This window comes from Nocardioides marmotae (assembly GCF_013177455.1).
GTDB classification, from domain to species: Bacteria; Actinomycetota; Actinomycetes; order Propionibacteriales; family Nocardioidaceae; genus Nocardioides; species Nocardioides marmotae.
Genome location: NZ_CP053660.1, coordinates 1,915,209 through 1,928,630 on the forward strand (window position 1 = coordinate 1,915,209; position 13,422 = coordinate 1,928,630).

At 74.1% G+C, this 13,422-nt stretch carries 11 protein-coding genes; 8 read left to right on the forward strand and 3 right to left on the reverse strand.

Annotated features, from left to right (window positions below; translation table 11 throughout):
* Positions 1-64: 64 nt before the first annotated feature.
* Both HPC71_RS09250 and HPC71_RS09255 read left to right on the forward strand, forming a co-directional pair.
* Positions 65-2,146 carry an acyl-CoA dehydrogenase family protein gene (locus HPC71_RS09250; protein WP_154614512.1) on the forward strand — a complete coding sequence of 694 codons (2,082 nt, stop codon included), beginning with the start codon at positions 65-67 and terminating at the stop codon, positions 2,144-2,146.
* Positions 2,147-2,209: 63 nt separating this feature from the next.
* Positions 2,210-3,349 (forward strand): CDP-glycerol glycerophosphotransferase family protein, encoded by a 1,140-nt coding sequence (locus tag HPC71_RS09255; RefSeq protein WP_154614511.1) that lies wholly within the window; start codon positions 2,210-2,212, stop codon positions 3,347-3,349.
* A gap of 415 nt (positions 3,350-3,764) precedes the next feature.
* Here the strand turns inward: HPC71_RS09255 and HPC71_RS09260 are convergent, their stop codons facing one another.
* Positions 3,765-5,009, reverse strand: a complete 1,245-nt coding sequence (locus HPC71_RS09260; RefSeq protein WP_154611800.1) for an alpha/beta hydrolase — start codon at positions 5,007-5,009, stop codon at positions 3,765-3,767.
* Positions 5,010-5,119: 110 nt separating this feature from the next.
* Here HPC71_RS09260 and HPC71_RS09265 point away from each other — a divergent pair, with 110 nt between their 5' ends.
* The 3 genes from HPC71_RS09265 to HPC71_RS09275 are packed head-to-tail and all read left to right on the forward strand — an operon-like array spanning position 5,120 to position 8,096.
* Positions 5,120-6,547, forward strand: coding sequence for a WS/DGAT/MGAT family O-acyltransferase (locus HPC71_RS09265; RefSeq protein ID WP_154611799.1), 1,428 nt, complete (start codon positions 5,120-5,122; stop codon positions 6,545-6,547).
* Between the two features lie 56 nt (positions 6,548-6,603).
* Positions 6,604-7,512: an NAD-dependent epimerase/dehydratase family protein gene (locus HPC71_RS09270; RefSeq protein ID WP_154614510.1), complete on the forward strand. Its 909-nt coding sequence runs from the start codon at positions 6,604-6,606 to the stop codon at positions 7,510-7,512.
* Positions 7,509-8,096: a sugar O-acetyltransferase gene (locus HPC71_RS09275; protein WP_253943971.1), complete on the forward strand. Its 588-nt coding sequence runs from the start codon at positions 7,509-7,511 to the stop codon at positions 8,094-8,096. Before HPC71_RS09270 ends, HPC71_RS09275 begins: the two co-directional genes overlap by 4 nt.
* A gap of 65 nt (positions 8,097-8,161) precedes the next feature.
* Here the strand turns inward: HPC71_RS09275 and mraY are convergent, their stop codons facing one another.
* On the reverse strand, positions 8,162-9,238 hold the full coding sequence (mraY, locus tag HPC71_RS09280) for a phospho-N-acetylmuramoyl-pentapeptide-transferase (RefSeq protein ID WP_154614509.1): 1,077 nt from the start codon (positions 9,236-9,238) through the stop codon (positions 8,162-8,164).
* Between the two features lie 151 nt (positions 9,239-9,389).
* Positions 9,390-10,019, reverse strand: coding sequence for a TetR/AcrR family transcriptional regulator (locus HPC71_RS09285; protein ID WP_154614508.1), 630 nt, complete (start codon positions 10,017-10,019; stop codon positions 9,390-9,392).
* Positions 10,020-10,167: 148 nt separating this feature from the next.
* Here HPC71_RS09285 and HPC71_RS09290 point away from each other — a divergent pair, with 148 nt between their 5' ends.
* The 3 genes from HPC71_RS09290 to HPC71_RS09300 are packed head-to-tail and all read left to right on the forward strand — an operon-like array spanning position 10,168 to position 13,389.
* Positions 10,168-12,369 carry an ABC transporter permease gene (locus HPC71_RS09290; protein ID WP_154614506.1) on the forward strand — a complete coding sequence of 734 codons (2,202 nt, stop codon included), beginning with the start codon at positions 10,168-10,170 and terminating at the stop codon, positions 12,367-12,369.
* A gap of 22 nt (positions 12,370-12,391) precedes the next feature.
* The gene (locus tag HPC71_RS09295; protein WP_171896600.1) at positions 12,392-13,171 is read left to right on the forward strand and encodes a phosphatase PAP2 family protein; all 780 of its coding nucleotides are present in this window, start codon (positions 12,392-12,394) and stop codon (positions 13,169-13,171) included.
* On the forward strand, positions 13,168-13,389 hold the full coding sequence (locus tag HPC71_RS09300; protein ID WP_154614499.1) for a hypothetical protein: 222 nt from the start codon (positions 13,168-13,170) through the stop codon (positions 13,387-13,389). Before HPC71_RS09295 ends, HPC71_RS09300 begins: the two co-directional genes overlap by 4 nt.
* Positions 13,390-13,422 lie beyond the last annotated feature (33 nt).

The window sequence follows — 13,422 nt, forward strand, 5'->3', positions numbered from 1 at the left end:
GGGTTGGAACACGTTCTAGTTCTGCACCCGGCCGTCGGCGGCCGCACCGCCTGGAAGGACACCCATGTCGATCGGGATCTCCGACGAGCACGTCGAGCTGGCCGACAGCCTGCGCAAGTGGGCGGCGAGCCTGGACGGGCCGGCGCTCGTCCGGGCCGCCGAGGGCGAGGCGGCCGAGCCGTTCGCCGCGACCTGGCAGGCCGTGACGGAGATGGGCGTCGCGACGATCGGGCTGCCCGAGGCGGCCGGCGGCGGGGGCGGCTCGGAGCTCGACCAGGCGGTCGCGCTCGAGGCCTGCGCCCGGGAGCTGGTGCCCGGCCCGCTGCTGGGCCCGGTGGTCGCGCAGGCGCTGCTCGGGGAGACCGAGGTCGCCGCGGCGATCGGCGGGGGAGCCGTCGTCGCGATCGGCCTCTCCGACCTGGTCTGGGACGTCCCCTCGGCCACGCACGTGCTGGCCGAGGTCGCGGACGGGTGGCGGGTGCTGCCCGTCGAGGCGGTCACCGTCACCCCCGGCACGGGCCTGGACCTCAGCCGCCGCTACGGCGCCGTCACCGTCGAGGACCCCGCGGCCGGCGTCGCGGTGCCGGGGCTTTCCCGCGAGCTGCTGCACCGCACGGCCGTCACGTACGCCGCGGCGGAGGCCGCCGGGCTGGCCCGCTGGTGCCTGGACACCGCGGTGGAGTACGCCAAGGTGCGCGAGCAGTTCGGCCAGAAGATCGGCGCCTTCCAGGCGGTCAAGCACCTGTGCGCGCAGATGCTCGAGACCGTCGAGGCGATCACCGGGGCCGCCTGGGACGTCGCGTCCGCCGCGCGGCCCGGGACGGCGGGGGCCGACGACGACCAGTGGGCCTTCGCCGCCGACGTCGCCGCGGTGACCTGCTTCGACGGCGCGGTCGAGGTCGCGAAGAGCTGCATCCAGGTGCTCGGCGGGATCGGGTTCACCTTCGAGCACGACGCCCACCTCTACCTGCGTCGCGCGGTCGCGCTGCGCAGCCTGCTCGGCAGCACCGACGAGGCCGCCCGCCGGCTCACCGCCCGCGCGGTCGGCGGCACCCGGCGCCGGCTCGAGGTCGACCTGGAGGGGCGGGACGAGGCGGTCCGGGCCGACGTCCGCGCGCGGGTCGAGGCGATCGCGGCCCGCCCCGAGGACGAGCGGCGGGCCGCCCTGGTGGACGCCGGCTACCTCATGCCGCACTGGCCGGCGCCGTACGGCATCGGCGCGGACGCGGTGACCCAGCTCGTCATCGACACCGAGCTCGCGCGGGCCGGCGTCACCCGGCCCGACATCGTCATCGCCGGCTGGGCGCTGCCCACCATCCTCGAGCACGGCACCGACGCCCAGCGCGAGCGGTTCGTCGCGCCGTCGCTGCGCGGCGAGCTGGTCTGGTGCCAGCTGTTCTCCGAGCCCGGCTCCGGCTCCGACCTCGCCTCCCTGCGCACGCGGGCGGAGAAGGTCGAGGGCGGCTGGCGGCTCACCGGGCAGAAGGTCTGGACCTCGGTCGCCGACCGCGCCGACTGGGGGATCTGCTTGGCGCGCACCGACCCCGACGCGCCCCAGCACCGGGGCATCTCCTACTTCCTCGTCGACATGCGCTCCGCGGGCATCGACGTGCGGCCCCTGCGCGAGATCACCGGCGAGGCGCTGTTCAACGAGGTCTTCCTCGACGAGGTGTTCGTGCCCGACGACATGCTGGTCGCCGAGCCCGGCGACGGCTGGCGGCTGGCCCGGACCACGCTGGCCAACGAGCGGGTCGCCATGGCCGGCAGCCGGCTCGCCAAGAGCACCGAGCGCGCCGTCGAGCTCGCCGCTGTCGGCCTCACCGCCGCCCAGGAGGTGCGGGTGGGTCAGGCGGTCGCACTCTCGACGGTCTGCTCGCTGCTCGGCGTCCGCTCGACGCTGCGCTCGCTCGCCGGCCAGGGTCCCGGCCCCGAGTCGAGCGTGGCCAAGCTGCTGGGCGTCCGCAACCGCCAGGACGCCTCGGAGCTGGTCGTCTCGCTGCACGGCGACCGGGCGCTGACCGACGCCGAGGACGTCCGCGCCGACGTCTGGGAGATGCTCAACACCCGGTGCCTCTCGATCGCCGGAGGCACCACCCAGGTGCTGCGGAACGTCGCCGGCGAACGCATCCTCGGACTGCCGCGATAGCGCAGGTCAGGCCACCTTTTCGGCCGATTCTGCGCGGGTCGTGCGGACCCGTACGATCCTCCGGTGCACGACGCCGCCATCCTCGCCTACTTCGCCGACGACACCACCCGCACCTACCAGCTGGTGCAGTGGCTGCCGGTGCTCGAGCTGCTCCAGGAGCAGCACCCGGTGGCCGTCGTCGCGCGGGACCCGGCGGCGGCCGAGCTGCTCGCCGCGCACACGTCCCTGCCCGTCGAGCTGGCGGTGTCGTTCCCCGAGCTGACCGAGCTGTACGCCGCGGTCGACCCGAAGGTCGTCCTGTACTGCAACAACTCCATGCTCAACTTCCAGTCGCTGCTCCACGGCCGGGCGCTGCACGTGCACATCAACCACGGCGAGAGCGACAAGCAGAGCATGGCCAGCAACAACGCCAAGGCCTACGACCGGGTCTTCGTCGCCGGCGAGGCCGCCGTCCAGCGGCACGTCGCAGGGCTGCTGGAGCTCGACACCTCGCGCCTCGTGCGCACCGGCCGGCCCCAGCTGGACCTCCGCCTCGAGCCGCTGCTCGAGCCCACCGACCGGCGCACCGTGCTCTACGCGCCGACCTGGGAGGGCGACGCCGAGTACAACGACTACACCTCGGTCGACACCATCGGCCCCGACGTCGTCCGCGCGATCCTCGCCGTGCCCGACGTGCGCCTGGTCTACAAGCCGCATCCCAAGGTCGTCACCAGCACCACCCCGGGCGTGCGCGACGGGCACCGCGCGATCCTCGCGCTGCTCGACGAGGCGGTACGCCGCGAGCCGGACGCCGGCCACGTCGCGATCCTCCTCGGCGACATCCTCGCGGTGATGCCCGACTGCGACGCGATGGTCACCGACGTCTCCTCGGTCGGGCTGGACTGGCTCTACCTGCGCACCGAGCGGCCGATCTTCATCACCGACCGCCACCACGACGCCGAGCGGCTGCGCCAGGAGGTCCCGGTCAGCCGCTGCGCCGACGTCCTCGACGACGTCGACGTGTCCGCGCTGACCGAGCTGCTCACCGCCCGGCTCGCGCACGACGAGCACCACCTGGCGCGGGTGGCGATGCGGCACCACTACTTCGACGACCTCGCCGTCGGCGACAGCACGGTCCGCTTCCTCGACGCCGTCGCCGAGCTCGTCGCCCGCCGCGACGCGCTCCTCGGTGAGTCCGCCCCCGGCGCCGCCATCACCGCCTGAGCGTCCGCACCGCTGGTCGAGCGGGAGGGCCGCCAGGCCCGACGTGTCGAGGCCCGGTGAGGTGTGCAGGGCCTGGGGTCGTGGGACTCTCGCGGGGTTTCGACACGCTCGCTTGCGCTCGCTGCTCAACCAGCGGGGGTCGCGGGCGTACTGCTGGTCGAGCAGGAGGGCCGCCGGGCCCGACGTGTCGAGGCCCGGTGAGGTCGGCAGGGCCTGGGGTCGTGGGTCTCTCGCGGGGTTTCGACACGCTCGCTGGCGCTCGCTGCTCAACCAGCGGGGGTGGGGCGGGAGGGCCGCCGGGCCTGACGTGTCGAGGCCCGGTGAGGTGTGCGGGGCCTGGGGTGGTGGGTCTCTCGCGGGGTTTCGACACGCTCGCTGGCGCTCGCTGCTCAACCGGCCGCGGGTGGCTGGGGCGTCAGCCGGCGACGCGGCCGCGCTCGCGGCGGTACTGGTTCCAGTGCCAGTGCAGGTAGCGGTCGATGGCGCGGACGACGTGGGAGCTGCGGATCGAGGGGAAGATGTCGAAGGCGTGCTGGGCGCCGGGCAGCTCGGCGTACACCACCGAACGCTTCGAGATCCGCCGCAGCTTCTCGACGAAGGCCCGCGCCTGGGCGACCGGGACGAGCGTGTCGTAGGCGCCGTGCAGGACGAAGAAGTCGGGCGCCTCGGGGGTGATCCGCAGGATCGGCGAGGCGTCCTCGAAGGCCTGCGGGTCCGCCGCGAAGGTCGTCTTGAGCACGCGCGGGGCGAGGAAGAGGTCGCGCAGCTGCTCGGCGGCCCGGGTGCCGGTCGAGCCGGCGAAGTCGTACACGCCGTAGTGCGGCACCGCGACCTGCACGGAGGTGTCGGCGTCCTCGAAGCCGGGCTGGTACGCCGCGTCGCCGGGCGTGAGGGCGGCGAGCGCGACGAGGTGGCCGCCCGCCGAGCCGCCGGTGATCGCGATGTAGTCGGGGTCGCCGCCGTGCTCGGCGATGTTGGCCTTGACCCAGGCGATCGCCTTCTTCACGTCGATGACGTGGGCGGGCCACTCCGCGCGCGGGGAGAGCCGGTAGTTGATCGCCACGCACACCCAGCCCTTGCCGGCCAGGTGCTGCATGAGCGGGATGCCCTGCTGGTCCTTGTTGCCGATCGTCCAGCCGCCGCCGTGCACCTGGATCAGCACCGGTGCGCCGCCGTCGGGCACGCCGTCGGCGGGGGAGTAGACGTCGAGGAGACCGCGCTTCCCGATCGCGGGGTCGTAGGCGATGTTCTTCTCGACCCGGACGCGGGCGTCGCGCATGCGGAAGGGGTTGACCAGGCGCCGCCACGGCACCGCCAGGTCGGCGGGCGTCGGCTCGGCGTCGAGCTGCTCGACGTAGTCGGCGCCGAGCGCCTCGACCAGGCTGTCCTCCGCCTGGTGCTGGACCTTGCGGGCCTGCCAGACGAGGTAGGACAGGCCCGCCGTGCTCGCGGCCGCCAGCGCCAGCCCGCGGACGTCGCGCCGCGGGCCGCGGGCGTGCGCGGCGGCGTCGGCGACGGTGAGCGCCAGCGCGTGCGGGGCGAGCTCCCCGACCAGCCAGCCGGCCATGAACGCGGGGATGCCGGGGCGGAAGCCGGGCAGGGGCCGGATCGCGTTCGCGGTGAGCGCGGCGGTCACGATCTGACGGCGCAGGAACGACATGCCGACGAGAGTAGTCCGCAATTGAGGTGCGTCACGCGGACGACCGCGTGACGTGTCGCGCCGCGGCGCGTTGCACACTGAGAACACGTTCTATCCGAGGGGGACCTGCGATGTTCGACCGGCTGTCGGGGCTCGATGCGAGCTTCCTCTACCTGGAGACGCCGTCGCAGCTGATGCACGTCTGCGGCTTCATCCTGCTCGACCCGTCCACGATGCCCGAGGAGTACTCCTTCGCCCGGCTCCAGGCGACGATCGACGAGCGGGTCCGCGACACCCCCGCCTTCACCCGCAAGCTGCGCCGCGTGCCGCTGGGCCTGGACCACCCGATCTGGGTGCGCGACAAGCAGTTCGACATCGAGCGCCACGTGCACCGCCTCGCGCTGCCCCGCCCGGGCGGCCTCGCCGAGCTCACCGAGCTGGCCGGGCACCTCGCCGGCCTGCCGCTGGACCGCTCGCGGCCGCTGTGGGAGATGTGGGTGATCGAGGGGTACGACGCCGGGCTGGGCCACGACCTGGTCGCGGTGTTCATGAAGATGCACCACGCCACCGTCGACGGCGTCTCCGGCGCGAACCTGGTCTCGCACCTGTGCAGCCTCGAGCCGGAGGCCCCGCCGCTGGGCACGGCCGACGACCAGCGCTACGGCCGCGACGCCGACCACCTCGAGCTGCTCGGCCGGGCGGTCCTCTCCAACGTCACCAAGCCGCTGCACGCCGCGCGCCTGCTCACCCCGTCGGTGCGGTCGGTGGCCAGCACGATCGGGCGGGCCCGGGCCGGCACCGCCATGGCCGCCCCGCTGACCGCGCCCCGCACCTCCTTCAACGGCACCATCACCAGCCACCGGACGATCGCGCTGGTCGACATGGAGCTGGAGCAGGTGCGCGAGGTCAAGGCCGCGACCGGCACCACCGTGAACGACGTGGTGCTCACCGTGGCCGGCGGCGCGCTGCGCTCCTACCTCGCCGACCGCGGCGAGCTGCCGGAGGACTCGCTGCTGGCGACCGTGCCGGTCTCGGTCCACGGCACCTCCCAGCGCTCCGCCGGGGTCAACAAGGTCTCCGCGCTCTTCGCCAAGCTCGGCACCGACGAGGAGGACCCGCTGGTCCGGCTCGAGGAGATGGCGACCCGCAACAAGCACGCCAAGGAGCACCACAACGCGATCAGCGCCGACGCGCTGCAGGACTGGGCGGAGTTCGCGGCGCCGCGGACCTTCGGCCTGGCGATGCGGACCTACGCCGGGCTGCGCCTGGCCGAGCGCCACCCCGTGGTGCACAACCTGGTGATCTCCAACGTGCCCGGCCCGCCGGTGCCGCTCTACTTCTGCGGGGCCGAGGTGCTCGGGCTCTACCCGCTGGGCCCGGTCTTCCACGGCGCGGGCCTGAACATCACGGTGATGTCGAACCACGGCCACCTGCACGTCGGGGTCATCGCGTGCCGCGAGTCGGTGCCGCACCCCGAGGACCTGGTGCAGCGCTTCCCCGTCGAGCTGGACGCGCTGCGCGCCGCGGTCGCCCGGTCGGGCACCAGCTCGGTCGGCTGACCCGGCTGACCCGGCTGACCCGGCGGCGCCTGGCGCGGCGTGCCATCGTGGCCGCCATGAGCGAGCAAGCAGCAGATGCCCCCGTCGTCGTGGTGACCGGCGCGAACGGCTTCGTCGGGGCCGCCACCTGCGCGGCCCTGGTCGAGCGCGGCGCGCGGGTCCGCGGCGTCGTACGTCGGGCCGGGACGGCGCCGTCCGGCGTCGAGGAGCGGGTCGGAGAGTTCTCCGACCCCGGGTTCGCCGCGTCGGTGGTCGACGGCGCGAGCGCGGTCGTCACGACCGTGCACCCGATGGCCGCGGACCGCGAGACCCAGCACCGCGTCGGGGTCGAGGGCACCACGACGATCGCCCGGGCCGCCCGCGACGCCGGGGTACGCCGCCTGGTGCACGTCTCGACGGCCGCCGTCTACGACCGCTCGCCCGGGGCGGACGACGTGGACGAGTCCTCCGCGCTGGTCGGTGAGGACGCGGGCGACTACGGCGTCACCAAGCGCGACACCGACGCCTCGCTGGCCGCCGTCGAGGCGATCACGCGGGTGCTCGTCCGGCCGCCGGCGATCCTCGGGCCGGGGGCGACCTCGGTGTGGAACACCCTGCGCCCCGGCGCCATCCGCGAGAACCCGGCCGCGCGGCGTACCGCCCCGGACCGGTCGTTCGCGTGGGTCCACGTCACCGACCTCGCGACGTTCCTCGCCGACGTGGCGACCGGCGCCGTGCCCGACGCCGAGGACCCGGCCCGCGGCCCGGTCGCGGGGGAGTGCACGCCGGTCAACCTCGCCGCCGAGCCGGCCCGGGCCCGCGACTACTTCGGGACCGTCGCGGAGGCCGTCGGCGTCGAGCCGGAGTGGGTCGAGGAGCCGGTGTGGACCGGCCGGATCGTGGCCGACCGCGCCCGCGGCTGGGGCTGGTCGCCTGCGGTCACCCTCGACGCCGCGCTCACCGAGCTCGCCGAGGGACTGCGGTGACCGCCGGGGAGGCGACCGACACCCGCTCGATGCGCGAGCGGATGGAGGCCGGCGAGCTGTACGTCGCCGACGACCCCGAGATCGGCGAGGCGAGCGCCGTGGCGCTGGACCTGATGGCGGCGTACAACGCCACCTCGGTGCGGCAGGCGCCGCTGCGCCGCCTGCTCCTCGAGCAGCTCCTGGGCTCGATCGGGGAGGGCACCGAGCTGCGGCCGCCGATCCACGTCGACTACGGCTCGAACATCACGATCGGGGCCCGCTGCTTCGCCAACTTCGGCCTGGTGGCGCTCGACGTCGCCGCGATCACCATCGGCGACGACGTGCAGATCGGGCCGAACGTCCAGCTGCTCACCCCCACCCACCCGCTCGAGCCCGGGCCGCGGCGGGACAAGTGGGAGGCGGCCTCGCCGATCACCATCGGCGACAACGTCTGGCTGGGCGGCGGGGCGATCGTGCTGCCGGGGGTCACGATCGGCGAGAACACCGTCGTCGGCGCCGGCGCGGTCGTCACCAAGGACCTGCCCGCCAACGTGGTCGCCGTCGGCAATCCCGCCCGCGTGGTCAAGGAGCTCACCGACGGCTGACCCGGGCGGCTGACCCTGGCGGTTGACTCTCTGGCGGTTGACCCTGGCGGCGGCGCCGACGCGGGTCAGCCGAGCCAGTCGGCGTAGAAGATGCCGAGGCCGGCCACGACGCAGAGCCCGGCGATGATCCAGAACCGGATGACGACGGTGACCTCGTCCCAGCCGAGGTGCTCGAAGTGGTGGTGGATGGGCGCGATCCGGAAGATCCGGCGCCCGGTGCCGGTGACGCGCCGGGTGAGCTTGAACCAGCTCATCTGCAGCAGCACCGAGAGCGTCTCGAGCACGAACAGCCCGGCGATGACGGCCATCAGCAGCTCGGTCCGGGACATGATCGCCAGCCCGGCCAGGGCGCCGCCGAGGGCGAGCGAGCCGACGTCGCCCATGATGATCTGCGCCGGCTTGGCGTTCCACCACAGGAAGCCGATGCACGCCGCGGCGATCGCCGCCGAGGCGACCGCGAGGTCCAGCGGGTCGCGCACCTCATAGCACGACGCCCCCACGTCGGGGGAGCCGCAACGGTGGTTGTTCTGCCAGAAGTTCACGACGGCGTACGCCCCGAAGACCATCGCCGCCGTCCCCGCGAGCAGCCCGTCGGCGCCGTCGGCGAGGTTCGCGCCGTTGGAGGAGGCGGTCACGATGAACCAGATCAGCAGCAGGGCCACGACCAGGGGCAGCTTGATCCCCCAGTCGTGGGTGGTGGAGAGGTACTGCGAGGCCGGCCGCACGCCACGCTCGTCGGCGAAGAGCTGGGTGGCCAGGAGCCCGAAGACCAGCGCGACCAACGTCTGGCCGGCCATCTTGGCGCGGCTGCTGAGGCCCTGGTTGTGCTGGGTGTAGACCTTGATGAAGTCGTCGAGGAAGCCGACCGCCCCACAGCCGAGGAGCAGCAGGAGCAGCAACCAGCCGCTGGCGGTGGGGCGTGACCCAGTCACCAGCGTCGCGAGGAGGTACGCCGCCACCGCGCTGGCGATGATGACCAGCCCGCCCATGGTCGGCGTCCCGCGCTTGACGTGGTGGGTCGTGGGGCCGTCGTCCCGGATCGGCTGGCCGAAGCCGTGCCGGATGAACCACCCGATTGCCACCCGCGTGCCCAGGAGCGAGAGGACCACCGCCAGCCCGCTGCCCAGCAGGATCGCCCGCATGCCGTGCCTTCCGTCGCGTCGTGACCGGCGCTCCGTGCGGCGGGCCGCGGACATCCTGGCGCAGCGGGCGCCCGTCGTGGCGGAGCGACACGACGGGGCCGGCACCCGCAAGCCGGCCCCGACGGCCGGCCCGGCTGGTCAGTCCGGCTGGTCAGTCCGCGGCGGGGGCGGTGAGCGGGCTGGTCACCGGCGCCTGGAGCAGGCCGCCGACCGCGTCGCAGAGGAAGGCGCCGGCCTCGGCCCACCGGGCCGGCTCGCCGGAGGCCTGGGCGCGTTCCTCGATCTCGGCGCACGCGCTGATGACCAGGTGCAGGGTCAGCCGGCCGCGGGCCTCGACCGTGCGGGGGTCGAGGTGGCTGAGCCGCTGCGCCACGGAGGCGACGATGCGGGTCGAGGTCGGGTGCCGGCCGGCGCCGGAGCGCATCAGGTCCGCGGTCGCCGGGTCGGTCATCACCTGCTGCAGGAAGCGCGCGCGCCACGACGGCGTGGGCTGGGCGGCGAAGACGTCGGTGAGCGGGATGACCAGCGCGCGGACGTCGCCGAGCAGCGAGTCGGACCGCTCGAACATCCGCTCCTGGGCGGGCTCCACCTCGGCGTGGTGCCGCTCGACCAGCGCCTCGAGCAGGCCGACCCGCCCGCCGAAGTAGTAGTGCACCGCCGAGTGGTTGCTGTTGCCGGCGGCCTCGGCGACCTGCCGGTCGGAGACGGTCGCGATACCGCGCTCGGCGAAGAGTCGTTCGGCGGCGTCCAGGAGCGGCAGCCGGACATCCGGACGCGGCATGACTCCCTCTCGTCGGCGGGTGGAGCAGCCGCCAGCCTATCGTTTCAGCGTTTTAAGTCATGCGGCGTACTATCGCCCCGACGCCTCGTCCGGGGCGACGACGACGAGCACAGCCGCGGCGGCCGCCCGCGCGCGAGGGGACCAGCACTTGTCCACGAACCACCCCGACGACGCGACCGGGAACCCCGCCGCGAGCGCCGAGAAGTACCCGCCGCCCCCGCCGGAGACCCCGGTGGAGCGCAAGGGACGCATGATCGCGCTGTTCGTCATGCCGTTCCTCATCGTCACGATGATGTACGCGACGTACATGGGCACCATGCACGACCCGCAGCCCCGTGACCTCCCGGTCGCCGTGGTCGGCGCGGGTGCCGCGGCCGATCGGTTCGCCGAGGAGCTCGAGGCCGGGTCCGACGGTGCCCTCGAGGTACGCCGCGTGGCCGACGTGGCCGAGGCCGAGGACCTGGTCCGCGACCAGGAGGTCGCCGGTGCGATCGCGGTCCCCGCCGAGGGCCAGACGGCGACGGTCTACCGCGCCATGGCCTCGGGTGCCTCCCAGGCGACGCTGGTCGACCGCACCCTCGGTGCGGCGGCGATCGCGGAGTCCTGGCAGGTGGAGACCGTCGACGTCGTGCCGCTGCCCGAGGGCGACGGGTCGGGGACGATGGCGCTGTTCGCCGCGATGGGCATGATGCTCGCCGGCTACGTGCCGCTGAGCGGCATGCTGCTCGGCACGCCGAACCTGCTGCGCGTGCGCCGCTTCCTGCCGATCGCGGTCGGCTGGGGCGCGCTGACCAGCTCGCTGGTCTGGCTGGTCCTCGGTCCGCTCGTCGGCGCCGTCGACGGGCACTACCCGCTGTTCCTGGGCGTCGGGACGCTGGCCGTCACCGCGGTCGCCTCGGCCCAGCTGCTGTTCACCAAGGTGCTCGGCCCGTTCGCGGTGCTCCTCGGCATGCTGCTGTGGGTCGTCTTCGGTGTGCCCTCCTCCAACCTCGCCCTCTCCGTCCACGCCATGCCCGGCTTCCTCCAGTGGCTCCACGGGGTGCTGCCGCTGCCCGCGGCCGGCGAGGCGATCCGTTCGGCGGTCTACTTCGACGGCGCCGGCTTCTGGGGCCACGTGCTCACCCTCGCCCTCTGGCTGGTCGTGGGCCTGGGCCTGGCCGTGCTCAAGGAGCGCCGCTCGGGTGACCTGATCGTCGGTGGGCCGCTCTACACCGAGCCCGACGCGCCCCTGCCGGCGCTGTCGGGCGGGCCGGTCGCGCCGTACCGGCGCCGGCTGGTCGCGGTCGCGCTGTTCCCGCTGAGCATCGTGGTCACCGTCGTGACCCTGATGAGCCTCTCGATGCACCAGCCCGACATCCGCGACATGCCGGTCGCGGTGGTCGGCCCGGCCGACGCCGCGGGCCAGGTCGTCGACCAGCTCGAGCCTGCGCTCGGTGACTACCTGGACCTCCAGGTGGTCGGCTCCCAGGAGGAGGCGACCGACCTCATCCGCAGCCAGGACGTCGTGGCGGCGTACGTCCTCCCGGGCGGCGCGGGCGAGAGCCCGACGCTCGTCACTGCCGGCGGTGCCGGGGCCAGCCAGCAGTCCGCGGTCACCCAGATGTTCGCGGCGGTCGCCGCCGAGGGCGGGGGCGAGCTCGCGACCGAGGACATCGCCCCGCTGACCGAGGACGACACCGGCGGCAGCAACAGCATGTACGTCGGGATGGGCTGGATCATGGCCGGCTTCCTGTTCTTCGCCGTCATGCGCGGCGGGGCGCCCGACCTGACCCGCACGCGCCAGCTGCTGCCGCTGGTCGCCGGGTGGTCCGTCGGGATCTCGGTGTGGCTGTGGTTCCTCTACGACGTGCTCATCGGCGCGGTCAACGGGCACGCGCTGGAGCTGATCGGGTACGGCACCCTGACCGTCTTCGCGGTCGCCTGGGCGAGCGCCACCCTGATCCGGGTCGGCGGCCTGGGCGCCCTGGTCCCGGTGATGATCGTGGTCATGCTGGCCGGCGTGCCCGCCTCCGGCGGCGGCCTGTCGATCTACATGGTCCCGGAGTTCTTCCGCCCGCTGGCCGACATCCTGCCGCTCCCGGCCGCGGTCGACCTGGCGCGCTCGCTCGTCTACCTCGACGGCACCGGCGTCGGCGGCGACCTCCTGGTCATCGCGATCTGGGGCATCGTCGGCCTCGCGCTGAACTTCCTGGTCGTCGACCGCTGGCTGAACCGGCCGGGTGCGGCTCCGCACGCGCCGATGGGCCCGCGCTACCGGCCCGAGCGGCCGGCGAAGTCCGCCGACACCGACACCGACACCGACGGTGGCGCCGACGGCCAGGCGTTGGCCGGCGCGAGCCGGGCGGGCTGATCGCCGTACCGCTCACCCTCGGATGACCACCACCGCCCGGCCCGTCCGGCCGCCCGCACCGCGGGTGGCCGGACGGGCCGCGGCGGAGCTCGCCCTGGTCTCGGTGCTGTTCGGGATCTACACGCTCGGTCGGGCGCTGGTGGACGACGGGGAGCTGGTCGCGTTCCGCAACGCCCGGTGGGTGCGCGAGGTCCAGGACCTGCTCGGCCTGCCGTCGGAGGCCGCGCTCCAGGCTGCGGTCCACGCGCTGGCCCACGGCGAGGCCCTGCTCCGCGTCGCCAACGTCTACTACACGGGCGTGCACTTCCCGCTCATGGTCGTCTTCCTGGTCTGGGGCTTCCTGTGGCGGCCGGTGGCGGAGTACCGCTGGGCCCGCAACCTGGTGGTCCTGCAGACCGGCGCCGCGCTCGTCGTGCACGTGGCCTTCCCGCTCGCGCCGCCGCGGATGTTCCCCGAGTGGGGGTTCGTGGACACCATGACGCGCTACGGCCCCTCGCCGTACGACGGCGCGGGCGGCGCCCTGGCCAACCAGCTTGCCGCCATGCCGAGCCTCCACGTCGGCTGGGCCGTGCTGATCGCCTACGTCGTCGTGCGCACCGGGCCGCGCCCGCTCGGCGTGCTGGCGGTCGGCCACGCGGTCCTCACCACCGCGATCGTCGTCGTCACCGCCAACCACTGGTGGCTCGACGCGCTCGCCGGCGTGCTGCTGCTCGTGGCCGCGGCTGCCGTCCTGCGTCGGTCCGGTCCCGGCGGGACCGGCTCCGGCGGGTCCGGCCCGGTCGGGGCGGGCGTGGAGCGATGACCGCGGAGGACCACCACCCGCTCCGGGACATGCGGCAGGCCGTGCTCGAGGCCTGGCACGAGGGTGTGCTCGCCGCCCGCGCGGGGGTGCCGCTCGCCGCGTGCCCGCACCTCCCGGCCGCCGCCGCCCACGACCGCCTGGTCGCGCTGTGGTGGCTGCGCGGCCACCATGCGTCGAGCCGGCGAGGGGGACCCGCCGGCGGCCGCCCGCCGGGGTGACCCATCCGTTCGGCGCCCGGCACCGAAGGACCT